Raw genomic sequence first — 16,536 nt, 5'->3', positions numbered from 1 at the left:
GGCGGCCGTCTCAGGCATGGCCCTCGCGCTGCATCTGCCGCAGCTCCTTCTTCAGTTCGGACACCTCATCACGGATGCGCGCGGCCAGCTCGAATTGCAGGTCCACGGCCGCCTGGTGCATCTGAGCACTCATCTGCTCGATCAGTTCGGACAGATCCTTGGCCGGCAGTTTGGCGAAGTCCGGGGCACCCGTCCCGTCGGATCCGTCGACCGAGTCTGCCTCGGACGCATGGGCGGCCGCGGCGCGCTGTTCATCCGAGATCGTGGCGGTGTAGCCACGCTTGCCCATCCCGTAGTCGAAACCGGTCTTCACCCCGCCCATGCCGGCCAGGAAGTCCGCGGAGTCGGCGTCCTCCCGAGCGAGCTGGTCGGTGATGTCCGCGATCTTCTTGCGCAACGGCGTCGGGTCGATGCCGTGTTCCTTGTTGTAGGCCTCCTGCACCTCGCGGCGCCGATTGGTCTCGTCGATGGCCTGGCGCATGGAATCGGTGATCCGGTCGGCATACATGTGGACCTGTCCATCCACGTTGCGGGCCGCACGGCCGATGGTCTGGATCAGTGACGTGGAGGAACGCAGGAAGCCCTCCTTGTCAGCGTCCAGGATGGACACGAGGGAGACCTCGGGCAGGTCCAGTCCTTCACGCAGCAAATTGATGCCCACCAGGACGTCGAAGACTCCCTTGCGCAGGTCCCGCAGCAGCTCCACGCGCCGCAGGGTGTCCACGTCCGAGTGCAGGTACTCCACCTTGACCCCGTGCTCGAGCAGGTACTCCGTGAGATCCTCGGCCATGCGCTTGGTCAGGGTGGTCACGAGCACCCGCTCGTCACGTTCGCTGCGGACGCGGATCTCCTCGAGCAGGTCATCGATCTGGCCCTGGGTCGGCTTGACCACCAGCTCCGGGTCCACCAGCCCCGTGGGCCGGATGATCTGCTCCACCACCCCGTCGGCCTGCCCCAGTTCATACTTGCCGGGAGTGGCGGACAGGTAGACGGTCTGGCCGATGCGCTCCAGGAACTCGTCCCACTTCAACGGACGGTTGTCCATGGCGGAGGGCAACCGGAACCCATGCTCCACGAGAGTGCGTTTGCGGGACATGTCACCCTCGTACATGGCCCCGATCTGCGGGATGGTCACGTGGGACTCGTCCACCACGAGCAAGAAGTCGTCTGGGAAATAGTCCAGCAGGCAGTGCGGGGCGGAACCCGCATCGCGGCCGTCGATGTGCCGCGAGTAGTTCTCGATGCCGTTGCAGTACCCCATCTCCTGCATCATCTCGAGGTCATAGGTGGTGCGCATCCGCAGTCGCTGCGCCTCGAGCAGCTTGTTCTGGGACTCGAACTCCTGCAGACGCTCCCGCAGCTCGTCCTCGATGGTGGTGATGGCACCGCGCATCCGCTCATCACCGGCCACGTAGTGCGAGGCCGGGAAGATGTACATCTCATCCTCCTCGCGGACCACATGCCCGGTCAGGGGGTGAAGGGTCTGGATGGCCTCGATCTCGTCCCCGAAGAACTCGATCCGGATGGCCAGTTCCTCGTACATCGGGATGATCTCGACCGTATCCCCGCGGACCCGGAAGGTCCCGCGGTGGAAGTCCTGGTCGTTACGTACGTACTGCATGGCCACGAACTGGCGCAGCAGGGTGTCCCGGTCCATCTCCGCGCCCCGGCGCAGCGTGACCATCTGCTCGATGTACTCCTCCGGGGTGCCCAGGCCATAGATGCAGGACACGGTGGCGACCACCACCACGTCACGGCGGGTCAACAGGGCATTGGTGGCGGAGTGTCGCAGCCGCTCGACCTCCTCGTTGATCGAGGAGTCCTTCTCGATGAAGGTGTCCGACTGCGGGACGTACGCCTCCGGCTGGTAGTAGTCGTAGTAGGAGACGAAGTACTCGACCGCGTTGTTCGGCAGCAGTTCCCGAAACTCGTTGGCCAGCTGCGCCGCGAGCGTCTTGTTCTGCACCATGATGAGCGTGGGACGCTGTACCTTCTCGACCAGCCAGGCAGTGGTGGCCGATTTGCCCGTACCGGTGGCACCGAGCAGGACGACGTCCTTCTCCCCTGCCTGGACGCGTTCGGCGAGCTCGGCGATCGCCTTCGGCTGATCACCGGAGGGCTGGTAGTCCGAGATGACCTCGAAGGGGGCGACCTGCCGGTTGATCTTCTGCGCCAGACTCATGGACACCACCGTACAACTGTTCGATTCACGGTGGGAAGGCAGCGGCCGTCAGGTTCACCGCCGGCGGATTCAGGCTCCGTCCTTCGGCCTGCCTGTCGTCCCACCTGTCTGCCCGCCCTGCGACCGGCTGGTCGGCCCCTGGAGGCGGGGGGCAACATACTGTTCCCAGAAGCAACGGGTGGTCCGCCGCAGGTCCTCCAGACCGGCGTCGTTGACGATGAGCACGTCAGCCGCGGCGCGGCGCTGGCCGTCCGTGGCCTGGGCGGCGATCCGGGCCCGGGCATCGGCCTCGGTCATCCCCCGGTCCCGGACCATCCGCGCAACCCGCTCCTCCGGGTCCGCCTCGACGACCAGGACCAGGTCGTAGGAGTCCGCCTGACCAGTCTCCACCAGCAACGGCACGTCCTGGACAACGACGGAATCCGGACCGGCTTCGGTGACCAGCCGCTGGCCCTCAGCGCGCACCAGGGGGTGGATGATCCCGTTCAGCCTGGCCCTGGCCTCGGCGTCGGCGAACACCAGCTTCCCGACGGCGGCGCGATCCATGGATCCGTCCGCCGCAATCGCGGTGGGGCCCAGGGCCTCACCCACGCGGCGCAGGCCTTCACTGCCGGGCGCCACGACGGCCCGGGAGAGTGCGTCCGCGTCCACCACGATGGCGCCGAGGGCGGACAGCTCCGCGGCCACCGTGGATTTGCCGGAGGCGATGCCGCCTGTCAGCCCGATGTGCAGCCGGGGCCTGACCATGCCGGTCCCCTTCTCCTGTGCGTCGCTCACGGAGTTCCGCCCTCAGGAGTGGCGCTGCCCGCCGCGGTGGTGGCGTGGTGCTCGTCGAGGACGGGCTGCACGTACTCTTCCCAGAAACCACGCGTCGCCTCGGAGAGGTCGTTGAGGCTCCCATCATTGACGATGACCTTGTCGGCGATCGCCCGCCGCTCGGCGTCTGAGGCCTGGGCGTCCACCCGCGCCCAGGCCTGCTGCATGGACATCTCGCGCTCATGCACGAGGCGGTTGACCCTCGCCTCCGCGGGGGTCTCCACGGTGAGCACCACGTCGAACTCACCCGCAGAGGCCGTCTCCACCAGCAGCGGCAGATCGACGACCACCACCGCTTCGGGTCCGGCCTCTCGAGCGATCCGTTCGATCTCCTGCCGGACCCTCGGGTGGACGATGTCATTGAGGCTCTCCCGGGCCACGGTGTTGCCGAAGACGAGCTGCGCCAGGGCCTGGCGATCCAGTTCGCCGTTCTCGGCGATCACCTCCGGACCGAAGACCTCGCGGATCTCCGACAGGGCCTCGGACCCCGGGGCGACAGCCTCCTGGGCCAGCTCGTCGGCATCGATGACCACGGCGCCCGACTGAGCGAGTTCCCGGGCAACGAGGGACTTCCCGGAGGCGATGCCACCGGTCAGACCGATCGTCAACAACCCGCGTCCCTCCAGGGCCTGTTGCCGGTGATAGGTGTTCGGTTGGAGCGCCTCGTACTCGGGTTCGGTCCCCACCTCGTACTCGGGCCGGATCACATACTCGTCCAAGTCGTGCTCGTCCTCATGGGCACGGCGGTGGTACTCCTCGATCGGCAGCACTTTCTTCCACTGCCGGGTGCGCAGTGGCCGGGCGGTTCCGGCGTCCTCGCGCAGGGCCTGGAGCAGCAGCCAGGCCTGGAACAGAGTCAGGGCCATGACCGGTGCGCCGATGACGATGATGACCTCCTGCAGCGCGTTCAGGCCGTTCTCGCCGGAGGTCACCAGGATCACGGCACAGACCAGTCCCACGGCCACAGCCCAGAACACGCGCTGGCGTTTCGGGCCCACGTCCTCGTGCCCGGAGGCCATGGAGTCAAGGACCAGGGCCCCGGAGTCGAGTGACGTCACGAAGAAGATGACGATGATGATCAGGGCCAGGACGGCGGTGACCAGGTACAGCGGGTAGGACTGCAGCAGCTGGAAGAGCGCCGCCTCCACGTTGCCGTTCGTGACGATGGTCTCGGTCAGTGACCCGGAGGTCCCCTCCGCCCGATCGACGGTGAAGGCACTCAGGCCGTAGATGCCGAACCAGATGACCACGAAGGCCGTCGGCAGGCCGAGGCAGGCGGTGACGAAGGCGCGGATCGAGCGGCCGCGGGAGACCCGGGCGATGAACAACCCGACGAAGGGCGACCACGTCACGGTCCAGGCATAGTAGAAGACGGTCCAGTCGCCCGACCACTCTCCGCCGCCGAAGGTGTCGTTGAAGAAGGAGAGCATCGGAAGGTTCGACAGGTATGCCCCCGCCGACTCGACGATCCCGCGCACGGTGTCCATGGTGGCGCCCCACATGAGCACGTAGACCAGCAGCACGATCGCCAGCACGATGTTCAGGAAGGACAGGCGCTTGATGCCCTTGTCCAGACCGGCTACGGCCGAGGCCAGGGCGATGCCCGTGATGACGGCGACGATGCCAGCCTGCAGCCAGCCGCTGATGGGGACGCCCATGACGTAGTTCATGCCGCTGTTGATCTGCATGGCGCCCAGGCCCACGGAGACCGCCAGGCCGAACACGGTGGACAGCACGGAGATGATGTCCACGAGCTTGCCCCAGGGTCCGTGGATCCGGTCCCCGAGCAGGGGCTGAAGGGCCGAGGACACGCGAGGAGGCAGCTTGCGCTTGTAGGTGAAATAGCCGAAGCACAGCCCGGGAACCACCAGCAGGGCCCACATGTGGATGCCGAAGTGGAAGTTGGAAATGGCCAGGGCCTGCGTGGCGGCCTGGTCCGAGAGGGGCTCGGTGCCGTACAGCGGCGGGTTGGCGTAGTGGTTCATCGGCTCGGCCACGCCCCAGAACATCAGCGTGGCACCGATGCCGGCGGCGAACAGCATGCCGAACCACGCCAGTCCGGAGAACTCCGGCCGGGCGTCGTCGTCGCCGAGCTTGATGCGGCCGAAGCGGCTCAGGGCCAACCCCACCGCGAAGACCACCAGGACTGTGGTGCCGAGGGTGTAGAACCAGCCGACGTCGTACCGCAGGTAGGTGGAGACCACTCCGAAGGCCCCCTGGACCGGCGCCGGGAAGATCGCCATCGCCAGGGTGAAGACGGCGATGATCAACGCCGAGATGAAGAAGATCGCCGGGCCGGTGCGCAGACCGAGTCGGTTGTGCAATCGGGTCAGCATGTGGAGTCCCCCTCCGGTCGAGCCGTCACCGGCGGTCGTGCCGGGGCGGGTTCACGCTGGCCAACAAACTACCTCATCCCGGCCGGTTGGGTACTCGGCAGTAGAGTGGACGGCATGTCTGAGGAGCAGCCCGGATCCCGGGCATCGAGCTATACGGTGCTCCCGTCGATCACGAGCAGCACTCCGGTCGTCCACGAAGTGGAGATCAAGCGCTCCCGATTCATCGGCCATGCCCTCCGCGTCACGACCGAGGACGAGTCCCGCGCCTTCATCGCGTCGCTCCGGAAACAGCACCACGAGGCCCGGCACGTGTGCAGTGCGTTCATCCTCGGCGCGGACCGGGGCGCCATGCGCTCTTCGGATGACGGCGAACCCGCCGGCACGGCGGGCGTCCCCATGCTGGAGGCCCTGTCCCAGCGCGAGACCGGGGCACGGCCCGGGAACACCGCGGCGAGGGACCTGTCCGACGTGTGCGTCGCCGTCGTCCGCTACTTCGGCGGGGTGAAGCTCGGCGCCGGAGGGCTGGTCCGCGCCTACTCGGATGCCGTCTCCGCGACCCTTGACCAGACGGTGATGGTGACGCGACAGCGCATGGTGCTGGCCGGCGTCGAGGCCCCGCATGCCGAGGCCGGGCGATGGGAGAACGAGCTGCGCGCCGCGGGCTTCCACGTCCAGGAGACGCGCTACACCTCCGGATCCGCCACGCTGGTGGTGCCCCTGCCCGACGACGGCCGGTCCGGCGCCGCGTTCACCGAGCGGCTGGCGTCCGTCACCGCAGGGGCGGGTCACTCGCACACGCTGGGCACCGAGTGGGTGGACCTCCCGTGAACTCTCCTGCCGTGGACCCCGTTCCCCCGGGCCAGACCCCGCCGGTCCACCGGACCGCCTTGACCACGGGCTTCGACGCCGCCGCCCTCTCGCGGTGGCCTTATCCGGAGTCCCCCCAGCTCCAGGCCCACGATGCCGCAGATCTGCTGCTGCTGGACACGGCACAGGCCTGGTGGGATGCCGGGTCGGCAGATGACGGCGGCAGGCTCTCTCCGGTCGTCCCGGTCGTCGTCCTCGAGGACCGTCACGGCGCCCTCACCCTGCCTCTGCTGACCGCGGGGCACCCCGTCCGCATCGGTCAGGACGCCTTAGGCCAGGAGCGCTCACTCGACGCCAATGTGGCAACATTCCGCGACTCCGGTGCGCTGGAGCACGCTGGACCGCTGAGCCGTCACCGCATCGGCCCCGACCTGGTGGACGGTGCGCGCATGATCCTGCTGCAACTGCCCCGATCCCTGGATGCCCTGGAGCAGTGGGCGCACCTGATCGCCGAACACGCGCACGAGGACGTCGTGCTCCTCGCCGGAGGCCGGGACAAGCACATGACCCCGCGCCAGAACACCGTCCTCGAGCGGTACTTCGGCTCGGTGGTGTCCGGCCGAGGCCGGTCCAAGTCCCGGGTCATCACCGCACGCGTCCCGCGGCGGGGACGCCCCGCACCGTTCCCCCGGACCGCCGAGCACCAGATGCCCGGCCTGGGCACGGTGACCCTGGCCGCCCACGGCGCGACCTTCGGGGGGACGAACCTCGATCCGGGGACGGCCTTTCTGCTCCGGTCCTTGGAGTCTGACCTCCAGCGGGGTGGGCTCGAGTGGGCCGGACGGAAGCGGGCCGTGGACGTAGGCTGCGGCAACGGCACGATCGCGGTGTACCTGGCCTCGCAGTTGCCGCGGCTGGATAGCCCGGGGTTGGACGAGTTGGAACGTGTGAGCGTCATCGCCACAGACCAGTCCGCGGATGCCTGTGCGTCCACCCGGCTCACGGCGTCACTCAACGGAGTCCAGGGCCGGATCGAGGTCCGCCGGGATGATGCCCTGTCCACCTTCCCCGACGCCAGCGAGGACCTCCTCGTCCTCAATCCGCCGTTCCATGCCGGCAACGCGGTGGACACGCGGGTCGCGGTGCGCCTGATGGCTGCCTCGGCGCGGGTCCTGCGTCCCGGCGGTCAGCTGTGGTGTGTGTGGAACTCGCACCTGATGTACCGGCCCGACCTTGAAAGACTGGTGGGTCCCACCCGGCAGCTCGCCCGCGATCGCACGTTCACCGTGACCGTCAGCACCCGCTCCTGAGCTTCGCCACCTGGCTGCACCCCATCCCCCCGAATGACAGACAGGCCCCGCACCGAAGGGTGCGGGGCCTGTCTGTCATTCGGGTGGGTCAGCCAATGGCCGACCGGAGACTGATCAGTCGATCAGTTGCCGGTGAGCTTCTCGCGCAGGGCGGCGAGAGCCTCATCGGAGGCCAGGGTGCCCTGATCGGCAACCTGATCGTTGTCGTCGGAGGAGTAGGAGGCGGCGCCGGACTCGACGTCGGCCGCGACCTCAGCGTCCTCGTTGAGGTGGCGGGACACCTGCTCCTTGTGGGCTTCCCAGCGGGCCTGGGCATCAGCGTACTGCTGCTCCCAAGCGGCACGCTGGGTCTCAAAGCCCTCGAGCCATTCGTTGGTCTCGGGATCGAAGCCCTCGGGGTACTTGTAGTTGCCCTCTTCGTCGTATTCGGCAGCCATGCCGTAGAGCGCCGGGTCGAATTCGGTGCCCTCCGGGTCGACGCCCTCGTTGGCCTGCTTGAGGGACAGCGAGATGCGGCGACGCTCGAGGTCGATGTCGATGACCTTGACGAACAGCTCGTCGTTGACGGACACGACCTGCTCGGCGGTGTCGATGTGGCGGGAGGCCAGCTCGGAGATGTGCACCAGGCCCTCGATGCCGTCCTCGACGCGAACGAATGCACCGAACGGAACCAGCTTGGTGACCTTGCCCGGCACGACCTGGCCGAGGGCGTGGGTGCGGGCGAAGAGCTGCCAGGGATCTTCCTGGGTGGCCTTCAGGGACAGGGAGACACGCTCGCGGTCCATGTCCACCTCGAGCACCTCGACGGTGACTTCCTGGCCCACCTCGACGACCTCGGACGGGTGGTCGATGTGCTTCCAGGACAGCTCGGAGACGTGCACCAGGCCGTCGACGCCGCCCAGGTCCACGAAGGCACCGAAGTTGACGATCGAGGAGACGGTGCCGGTGCGGACCTGGCCCTTCTCCAGCTTGTGCAGGAAGTTCGAGCGGACCTCGGACTGGGTCTGCTCGAGCCACGCACGGCGGGACAGGACCACGTTGTTGCGGTTCTTGTCCAGCTCGATGATCTTGGCTTCCAGCTCCTGGCCGATGTACGGGGCCAGGTCGCGGACGCGGCGCATCTCGACCAGGGAGGCGGGCAGGAAGCCGCGCAGGCCGATGTCCACGATGAGGCCGCCCTTGACGACCTCGATGACGGTGCCGGTGACGACGCCGTCCTCTTCCTTGATCTTCTCGATGGAGCCCCAGGCACGCTCGTACTGAGCACGCTTCTTGGAGAGGATCAGGCGGCCTTCCTTGTCCTCCTTGGTGAGGACAAGGGCCTCCACGCTGTCGCCGACGGCAACAACTTCGTCCGGGTCCACGTCATGCTTGATGGAAAGTTCCCGGGACGGGATGACGCCTTCGGTCTTGTAACCGATGTCGAGCAGCACTTCGTCGCGGTCGACCTTGACGACGGTGCCTTCGACCAGATCGCCGTCGTTGAAGTACTTGATGGTGGCGTCAACGGCGGCGAGGAAGTCCTCAGCAGTGCCAATGTCATTGATGGCAACCTGCGGGGCGGTGGAGGTAATGGTCATGTAGTAGGGGCTCCGATGTGGATTGTTCACTCGGCCGGGCGACGCGGACACAGGAAGGGAACGCGACAACCCGGATAGTGGGTTGATATGAATATTGGTAGCGCACAGAAAGTGCTCGTTCAGTCTAACGACATTGGCAAGTCTGGGTCAAAGGCAGTCCGTCAGAAGCCCGTCATGCAGAACACCGGCCGGTCCTGAGCCAGCAGGGCGGTCAATTCCGCGGCGGAGCCGGCCCGGTGCTCGGTGATCCTCCCGGCCTGACGCAGCACCTCCGCGGACACACCGCCCAGGTAGACACTGGAGAGGTCGGCCACCTCCAGGGTCAGGTCCGCCGTCACCGTCTGGGGTTCCGTCTCGGCGTCGCCCACCCTCACGGCCGCCCGCACGACGTCGGCCGCGCCACCCTCCACGGTCAGCCGCCAGACTCCGGCGGCATAGCCGAGGGGGTCCGTGACCTCCAGGACGAGCTCGCCGTCCCGGTGGTACGGCCGGCCCGTCAGGCACGCCGGAACGTCGAGGATACGCAGCCACAACTGGTCCGCATGCCCGGTGGTCTTGACCCGGCGCGGATCCACCAGCAGGTTCTCGATCAGCCGGTCGTCCGAGGCGAAGCCCCACTCGACCTTCCGGATGAGGTCCAGGTGGAGGAGGTAGTCCCAGATCGCCCGGTAACTGGCGGCTGTGCTCGCCACGAGCACCCCGATCTTGACGGCCGGGATCTTCTGGTCCCAGCCGGTGAACGTGTACGTGACGTACCCGCGGGGTGTGCCGCCGTCGTCGTAGTGCACGGCCGCGATCACCCCGGTGCCCTTGCCATCGTTCTTGGACATCCAGGTGTCCGTCTCGATCACCGAGTAGGCGGCCGTACGGCCCACGGCGCCGGGGCTCTGGCGGTGTGCACGGTCGTAGAGGACCGGCCCCAGGTCCCGCAGGTCCTTCGGATCGATCAGCCGCATGGACCCGGACACCGGGCCGGCGAGGGCGGCCTCACCACCGGAATCCACCTCCACCGTACGCCGGGTCGTGGCCACCCCGAACCCGAACCGCCGGTAGATCGTGGCCTCCGAGGCACTCAGCGCTGCCACGGGGAACCCGGCAGAGGCGGCCCGGTCCAGCTCCGCCCGCATCATGGCCCGTAGGATGCCCCGGCGGCGATGGGTGGAGCGAACAGTCACGTCCGAGATGAGGAAGCCCTCGACCTCCCGGCCGGCGCCGGTCTGGAGGTGCTTGCTGAAGGAGGCGAAGGTGCCGACCGGCTCGGCGTCCTCCGGTGCCACCCCGGCCTCATAGACCCCCACGTAGGTGCGCCGGTCCTGTGCGTCCAGGTCCAGGACCTGGTCCAGTGCCGCCCCGGTGGGGACCGCCTCGTAGAAGCCCCGCTCGACCGCGGCGGTCATGCGGGCAGCGCGGGGGTCCTCCACGGCGGGCCGGCCGGAGGAGCGGAAGCGGTACAGGTCCAGGCCGGGCAGGATCCCGGCGGTGAACTCCTCAGTGGGCCGCATCATGCCAGCTCCGCCCTACTCCCACGTTCACGTCGAGCGGTACCGAGAGCTGCGCCGCATGGCCCATCTTGTCCTCCAGCAAGGCGGTGGCTGCCTCCAACTCGTCGTCCGGGACCTCGAGGATGAGTTCGTCATGCACCTGCAGCAGCATCCGGGAACGCAGGCCCTGCTCGTTGATGGCCAGTTGCACGTCCAGCATGGCCTGCTTGATGATGTCTGCGGCGGAGCCCTGGATCGGGGCATTGAGGGCGGCCCGCTCGGCCATGTCCCTCAACTGGCGGTTGTCACTGTTGAGGTCCGGAAGGTACCGGCGCCGACCCTTGATCGTGGCCGTGTACCCGTCCCGGCGGGCCTGCGCCACCAGGTCCTTCAGGTAGTCGCGTACGGCACCGAAGCGGTCGAAGTAGCCCTTCATCAGTCCCCGTGCCTCGTCCACGGGGATCTGCAGCTGCTTGGACAGTCCGAAAGAGCTCAACCCGTAAGCGAGTCCGTAGCTCATGGCCTTGACCTTGGCCCGCATCTCACCGGAGACGTCTGCCGGATCCACGCCGAACACCTGTGCCCCGACGAACCGGTGCAGGTCCTCACCGTCCCGGAAGGCCTGGATCAGAGCCTCGTCCTCGGAGAGGTGCGCCATGATCCGCATCTCGATCTGGGAGTAGTCCGCGGTCAGCAGGGTGCCGTAGCCCTCGCCCACCACGAACACGTCGCGGATCTTCCGGCCGGCCTCCGTGCGCACCGGGATGTTCTGCAGGTTCGGGTGCAGGCTGGACAGCCGCCCGGTGGCGGCGGCCGTCTGCGAATAGGTGGTGTGGATGCGCCCGTCCTGCGCCACGGTGTCCCGCAGCCCCTCCACCGTCTGCCGCAGCTTCGTGGCGTCCCGGTGGAGCATCAGGTTCTCGAGGAAGGGGTGCTGGGTCTGGTTCAGCAGGTCGTTGAGGGACTCGACGTCCGTGGAGTAACCCGTCTTGGTCTTGCGGGTCTTCGGCATGTCCAGCTTCTCGAACAGCAGGGCCTGCAGCTGTTTCGGGGAGCCGAGGTTGACCTTCTCCCCGCCGGTCACCTCGGAGACCGAGGCCCACGCCGACTCCTGGGCCGCCTCCATGCGTTCGGTGAAGTCGGCGAACAGCCCGTCCAGGACCGGACGGTCCACGGCGATGCCGGCCAGCTCCATGTCCACCATGACCTCGGCCAGCGGGATCTCCAGGTCCAGCAGCAACTGCTGGGCGCCACGCTCGATCAGCGCCGGCGAGAAGATCTCGGAGAGCCGGCGCACCATCCAGCCCGCCCGAACGGCGGCTGCGCCCTGGGCCTGGAGGACGGCTTCCTCGGAGGAGGCCCCGGCGTCGGCGGCACTGTCCAGATCCAGTTCCAGCTGGTCCCCGGCCTGGGTCGGATCATCCTCCATCTCCAGGGTGGACTGCAGATAGGTCTGCACCAGGGCGTCCAGCCCGTAGCCGCGGCGGTCCGGCTGGATCAAGTAGGCGGAGAGCAGGACATCGTCCACGACGCCGGCCAGCACCACGTCCGCGCCCAGTGCGGTCCGGTGCCCAGCCGCCGAGAGCGCTTTCGCGACGGCCTTGAGGTCGTAGATCGCCTTCGGGTGGCCCGCCTGCGCGAGGTAGGCCGCCAGCACCGGGCCGGGGCCGGCGTCGGGCGTGGTGTCCTCAGAGGAGGTGTTCGCGGAAGGGAGCCGGAGGTCAACATAGACTGCGGCCTTCTCAGCCTTCCCGACCCGTCCGGTGCTCAAGCCCGCAGTGCCGGCACCGCCGCTGACCTCGGCCACCAGGGCGGCACCGATCGCGACGCCATAGTCCCCCGGGGCCGGGATCTTGCGCTTGGGCAGGATAGCCGGGCCGTCCAGGACCACGTGCACACCGATCAGGTTGGCGGCGTGCTCAGCGAGGAAGGACTCCAGTGCGGCCGCGCCGGCGGCATCCGGGGTGAGGACCGTGAACTCCGGAGTGGCCTCGACCGGGGCGGCCTCCGGCTCACCCCCGAGGCGCTCAGCCAGGGTGTCGAAGAGTCGCTGGCGCACGGTGTTGAACTGGAGCGCGTCGAAGAGCTCCTCGACCTGCTCGTGGTCCGGGTGCGTGAGCTCGGTGGCCTCAAGCGCCACCGGCAGCTCCATGTCCCGCAGCAGATGGTTCAGGCGGCGGTTGCGCCGGACGTCGTCCGCGTGGTCCCGCAGGGACTGGCCGGCCTTGCCCTTGATCTCGTCGGCGTGTTCTAGCACGTCCTCGACGGTGCCGTAGAGGTTGATCCACTTGGCGGCGGTCTTGGGACCGACGCCCGGAACGCCCGGCAGGTTGTCCGCCGTCTCCCCGACCAATGCGGCCAGATCCGGGTAGCGTTCCGGAGCCACCCCGTACTTCTCGATGATGGCGGCGGCGTCCATGGGCGGGATGTCCGAGACGCCCTTCTTCGGGTAGAGCACCGTCGTCTGGTCCGTGATCAGCTGGAAGGCGTCCCGGTCCCCCGAGACCACGCGGGTGTCCCAGCCGGCGGCCTCCGCCTGGGCGGCGAAGGTCGCCACGATGTCGTCCGCCTCGAACCCGTCCACTGAGACGGTGGGGATGTTCATGGCCTCCATGACCTTGATGATCAGGTTGATCTGGCCGTGGAACTCCTCCGGCGTCTTCGAGCGGCCTGCTTTGTACTCCGTGTACTCCTCCGAGCGGAACGTGGGGGTGTCCAGGTCGAACGCGACCGCCACGTGCGTGGGCTTCTGCTGGCGGATCATGGTCAGCAGCATGGTGGTGAAGCCGTAGACGGCGTTGGTGTGCTGACCGGTGTCCGTGGCGAAGTTGTCCACCGGCAACGCGTAGAAGGCCCGGAAGGCCATGGAGTGGCCATCGATGACCAGCAGGCGCTGGTCAGCCGCCGGTGGCGCGGCGGGGACGGCGGAATCAGGTACGGGATTGCTCGAATCAGTCACGGGTGCCAGCCTAATGGTCATGAACGATGCCCAGACAGCAGCCCCCGCCACCTCACCGGCGACATCACCGGCCACGAAGCCGGCACCCTATGCCTTCGTGCCGGGCACCACCCCCGAGCTCAGCCCCGACGAGCGCCGGCGGATGATGCTCGACTCCGGCATCCCGGAGGACCTCCACGACCAGCTGGGCGTACTGGGCATCAGTCCCCTGGCGGCGAAGATGGGCATCGTCTTCCAGGAGATGACGGTGGCGCGGATGGTGGCCACCATGCCGGTGGCGGGCAATGAGCAGAACGCGGGGCTGTTGCACGGCGGCGCGCACCTGGTCCTGGCCGAGACCCTGGGGTCGATCGGCGCCGTACTGCACACGGGCGGACAGAAACCGGTCGTGGGGATTGAGATCAGTGCCACCCACCACCGCGGTGTCACGGGCGGCCTGGTCACGGGCACCTGCACGCCGATCCACCTGGGCGGCACGCTGACCACGCATGAGATCGTCATGACCGATGAGCACGGGAAACGATTGTCCACGGCCAAGATCACGAACATGATCCTGGAACCGGGCCGGCGGTGAGTCGCGGCAGGACAGTGACGGGATGAGACTGGTGCCCGAAGTGGGACTTGAACCCACACATCTTTCGATACCGCATTTTGAGTGCGGCGCGTCTGCCAATTCCGCCATTCGGGCTTGAATGGTCTGCTCGGTCCCCCTGGAGTCTCCTCTGGGAATCTCGAGCATGACAACCCTACAAGAATACACGCTGTGAACGTGTCATCGCGGCCCAACCGCACGTCATCGCCACCAGGCACCGATACGCTGTCGGGGGAACAAGCGCAAGGAGCCTGCATGTCGACCGATAAGTCCGAGAATCCCGAGATCCACCCGAGCCCCGAGACGGACCCGACGCCCGGCCAGGCCGGAACCAGTGACGGTGCCGACATACTCCGCGTCGTCGTCGCCGAGGACGAGACGCTCATCCGCGTGGACATCGTGGAGATCCTCACTGGGCAGGGCTATGACGTGGTCGGCGAGGCGGACAACGGCCAGAAGGCCCTGGACCTGGCCACCGAGCTCGAGCCGGACGTGGTCCTGATGGACGTCAAGATGCCCGTGATGGACGGCATCACCGCCGCCGAGCACATCGCCCAGGCCAAGATCGCCCCCGTGGTCCTCCTGACGGCCTTCAGCCAGCGGGAGCTGGTGGAGCGGGCCCGTGAGGCCGGAGCCATGGCCTACGTGGTCAAGCCGTTCAACGAGAACGACCTCGTGCCCGCGATCGAGCTGGCGGTGGCCCGCTTCGATGAGCTCCGGGCACTCGAGGAGGAGGTCTCCGACCTCGCCGAGCAGTTCGCCACCCGCAAGCTCGTCGACCGTGCCAAGTCGCTGTTGACGACCACCCTGAACCTGACCGAGCCGGAGGCGTTCCGGTGGATCCAGAAGAGCTCCATGGACCGGCGGCTGAGCATGCGCGAGGTCGCCCAGACGGTCATCGACCAGATGAGATGACCTCGCGCGCGCGCTCGATCACAGGGGCGAACGTGCCGGCCACATCCCGACCCGCTCGGCATTCGGCCGCGGGTAACCCTCCACGAGTCCCCCGGAGTCGTCCAGGTCGCCGATGCGGTGCACCTTGACGATGTTGGTGGAGCCGACCAGGCCAGGAGGGGAACCGGCGGCGATGACCACCAGGTCGTTGACGCCGGCGATGCCCTCTTTGAGCAGTGAGCGATCCACCTGCGCCGTCATCTCATCCGTGGAGTCCGCGAAGGGCACCATCTTCGGCAGCACGCCCCAGGACAGGCACAGGATGTTGTGCGTGTGCTCCACGTGCGTGAACGCGTAGATCATCTGCTGCGGACGCAACCGGGAGAGCCTCCGGGCAGAGTCGCCCGACTGGGTGAAGGCCGCCAGGTGGCGCACGTCCAACTGGTCGGCGATCTCCACGGCCGCCCGGGTGATGGCCCCGCCGCGGGTCTTCGGGCTGGACCCCAGTGGGCGGATGCGGTCGAGTCCGTGGGTTTCGGTGGACTCGATGATCCGTGCCATCGTCTCCACGGTGGTCACCGGATACTTGCCCACCGAGGTCTCCCCCGAGAGCATGACGGCATCGGCCCCGTCCAGCACAGCGTTGGCGCAGTCGGAGGCCTCGGCGCGGGTGGGACGGGGGCTGTCGATCATGGACTCCAGCACCTGGGTGGCCACGATGACGGGCTTGGCCCAGCGGCGGGCCAATTCGATGGCCCTCTTCTGTACCAGCGGGACGTCCTCGAGCGGCAGCTCCACTCCGAGGTCACCGCGGGCCACCATGATGGCGTCGAACGCGTCCACGATCCCGTGCAGCGCCTCCACGGCCTGGGGCTTCTCGATCTTGGCGATCACCGGGACCCGGCGGCCCTTCTCGTCCATGATCTCGTGCACCCGCTGGATGTCCTCGGCCGAGCGGACGAAGGAGAGGGCGATCATGTCCACGCCCAGGTCCAGGGCCCAGCGCAGGTCGTCCTCGTCCTTCTCGGACAGGGCGGGGACGTTCACTGCCACACCGGGCAGGTTGATGCCCTTGTTGTTGGACACCGCTCCGGGGACCACCACCTCGGTCACGACGTCGGTCCCGGTCACCTCCACGGCGCGCAGGGCGACCTTGCCGTCGTCGATCAGCAGGGCATCCCCGGCCTTGACGTCGTCGGGCAGCCCCTTGAAGGTGGTGCCGCAGCGCTCCGCGGTTCCCTCGATCTCCTGCGTGGTGATGGTGAAGCGGTCACCCACACTCAGCTCGTGCGGTCCATCGGCGAACCGTCCGAGCCGGATCTTGGGTCCCTGCAGGTCCGCGAAGATCGCCACGGGACGGTCGAGGTCCCGGGCGGCCTTCCGGATGTCCGCGTAGGTCCGCTCGTGGACGTCCCAGCTCCCGTGGCTCATGTTCATGCGCGCGACATCGACCCCCGCGGCGATCAGGTCCTTCGTGTTCTGGTATCCCTCGTTGGCCGGGCCGAACGTGGCGACGATCTTCGCGTGTCTCATGCTCCCAGCCTAACGAGCCGAACTGACGTTGAGGTGAACAGCCGTG

11 protein-coding genes and 1 tRNA gene are annotated in these 16,536 nt (G+C 67.7%); 4 read left to right on the top strand and 8 right to left on the bottom strand.

The window, feature by feature from the left end; translation table 11 throughout:
• Positions 1-10: 10 nt before the first annotated feature.
• The 3 genes from uvrB to coaE (ABD134_RS04085) all read right to left on the bottom strand — a co-directional run bounded on the left by uvrB (position 11) and on the right by coaE (ABD134_RS04085) (position 5,334).
• Entirely contained in the window at positions 11-2,182 is a 2,172-nt protein-coding gene (gene uvrB / locus ABD134_RS04095; RefSeq protein ID WP_344226941.1) for an excinuclease ABC subunit UvrB, read from the bottom strand.
• Positions 2,183-2,251: 69 nt separating this feature from the next.
• Positions 2,252-2,929: a dephospho-CoA kinase gene (coaE, locus tag ABD134_RS04090; RefSeq protein WP_378108467.1), complete on the bottom strand. Its 678-nt coding sequence runs from the start codon at positions 2,927-2,929 to the stop codon at positions 2,252-2,254.
• A gap of 26 nt (positions 2,930-2,955) precedes the next feature.
• Positions 2,956-5,334, bottom strand: a complete 2,379-nt coding sequence (gene coaE / locus ABD134_RS04085) for a dephospho-CoA kinase (RefSeq protein ID WP_344226937.1) — start codon at positions 5,332-5,334, stop codon at positions 2,956-2,958.
• Positions 5,335-5,448: 114 nt separating this feature from the next.
• On the opposite strand from coaE (ABD134_RS04085), the gene ABD134_RS04080 reads away from it, so the two are divergent.
• Together ABD134_RS04080 and ABD134_RS04075 are read left to right on the top strand one after the other, a co-directional pair.
• Entirely contained in the window at positions 5,449-6,162 is a 714-nt protein-coding gene (locus ABD134_RS04080; RefSeq protein ID WP_344226935.1) for an IMPACT family protein, read from the top strand.
• Positions 6,159-7,451 carry a class I SAM-dependent methyltransferase gene (locus ABD134_RS04075; RefSeq protein ID WP_344226933.1) on the top strand — a complete coding sequence of 431 codons (1,293 nt, stop codon included), beginning with the start codon at positions 6,159-6,161 and terminating at the stop codon, positions 7,449-7,451. Before ABD134_RS04080 ends, ABD134_RS04075 begins: the two co-directional genes overlap by 4 nt.
• A gap of 122 nt (positions 7,452-7,573) precedes the next feature.
• Here the strand turns inward: ABD134_RS04075 and rpsA are convergent, their stop codons facing one another.
• The 3 genes from rpsA to polA form a co-directional block, all read right to left on the bottom strand.
• Complete coding sequence (rpsA, locus tag ABD134_RS04070; RefSeq protein ID WP_115931214.1) at positions 7,574-9,031, bottom strand: 30S ribosomal protein S1; 1,458 nt, start codon at positions 9,029-9,031, stop codon at positions 7,574-7,576.
• A 161-nt stretch (positions 9,032-9,192) separates the two neighbouring features.
• Positions 9,193-10,536, bottom strand: coding sequence for a GNAT family N-acetyltransferase (locus tag ABD134_RS04065; protein WP_344226931.1), 1,344 nt, complete (start codon positions 10,534-10,536; stop codon positions 9,193-9,195).
• Positions 10,520-13,492 (bottom strand): DNA polymerase I, encoded by a 2,973-nt coding sequence (gene polA / locus ABD134_RS04060; RefSeq protein ID WP_417282004.1) that lies wholly within the window; start codon positions 13,490-13,492, stop codon positions 10,520-10,522. The genes ABD134_RS04065 and polA overlap by 17 nt, the downstream gene beginning before the upstream one ends.
• On the opposite strand from polA, the gene ABD134_RS04055 reads away from it, so the two are divergent.
• Positions 13,485-14,045 carry a hotdog fold thioesterase gene (locus ABD134_RS04055; protein WP_378108361.1) on the top strand — a complete coding sequence of 187 codons (561 nt, stop codon included), beginning with the start codon at positions 13,485-13,487 and terminating at the stop codon, positions 14,043-14,045. The genes polA and ABD134_RS04055 overlap by 8 nt on opposite strands.
• Before the next feature lie 29 nt (positions 14,046-14,074).
• Here ABD134_RS04055 and ABD134_RS04050 read toward each other — a convergent pair.
• Positions 14,075-14,159: transfer RNA gene (locus ABD134_RS04050), tRNA-Leu, on the bottom strand.
• Positions 14,160-14,318: 159 nt separating this feature from the next.
• On the opposite strand from ABD134_RS04050, the gene ABD134_RS04045 reads away from it, so the two are divergent.
• A complete protein-coding gene (locus ABD134_RS04045; protein ID WP_344226929.1) occupies positions 14,319-14,978 on the top strand; it encodes an ANTAR domain-containing response regulator in 660 nt (219 codons plus the stop codon).
• Positions 14,979-14,996: 18 nt separating this feature from the next.
• On the opposite strand, the gene pyk is transcribed toward ABD134_RS04045, so the two are convergent.
• Positions 14,997-16,490, bottom strand: coding sequence for a pyruvate kinase (pyk, locus tag ABD134_RS04040; protein ID WP_344226927.1), 1,494 nt, complete (start codon positions 16,488-16,490; stop codon positions 14,997-14,999).
• Between the last annotated feature and the right edge of the window lie 46 nt (positions 16,491-16,536).

Origin of the sequence: Citricoccus alkalitolerans (assembly GCF_039528175.1) — a bacterium.
Classification (GTDB): domain Bacteria; phylum Actinomycetota; class Actinomycetes; order Actinomycetales; family Micrococcaceae; genus Citricoccus; species Citricoccus alkalitolerans.
This window is presented reverse-complemented; position numbering and strand designations above follow the sequence as displayed.

Coding starts and splice junctions, on each gene's coding strand:
- pyk (WP_344226927.1), bottom strand. CDS start 16,490: ATGAGACACGCGAAGATCGTCGCCACGTTCGGCCCGGCCAACGAGGGA.
- coaE (WP_344226937.1), bottom strand. CDS start 5,334: ATGCTGACCCGATTGCACAACCGACTCGGTCTGCGCACCGGCCCGGCG.
- ABD134_RS04080 (WP_344226935.1), top strand. CDS start 5,449: ATGTCTGAGGAGCAGCCCGGATCCCGGGCATCGAGCTATACGGTGCTC.
- ABD134_RS04065 (WP_344226931.1), bottom strand. CDS start 10,536: ATGATGCGGCCCACTGAGGAGTTCACCGCCGGGATCCTGCCCGGCCTG.
- rpsA (WP_115931214.1), bottom strand. CDS start 9,031: ATGACCATTACCTCCACCGCCCCGCAGGTTGCCATCAATGACATTGGC.
- coaE (WP_378108467.1), bottom strand. CDS start 2,929: ATGGTCAGGCCCCGGCTGCACATCGGGCTGACAGGCGGCATCGCCTCC.
- ABD134_RS04045 (WP_344226929.1), top strand. CDS start 14,319: ATGTCGACCGATAAGTCCGAGAATCCCGAGATCCACCCGAGCCCCGAG.
- polA (WP_417282004.1), bottom strand. CDS start 13,492: ATGACCATTAGGCTGGCACCCGTGACTGATTCGAGCAATCCCGTACCT.
- uvrB (WP_344226941.1), bottom strand. CDS start 2,182: ATGAGTCTGGCGCAGAAGATCAACCGGCAGGTCGCCCCCTTCGAGGTC.
- ABD134_RS04055 (WP_378108361.1), top strand. CDS start 13,485: ATGGTCATGAACGATGCCCAGACAGCAGCCCCCGCCACCTCACCGGCG.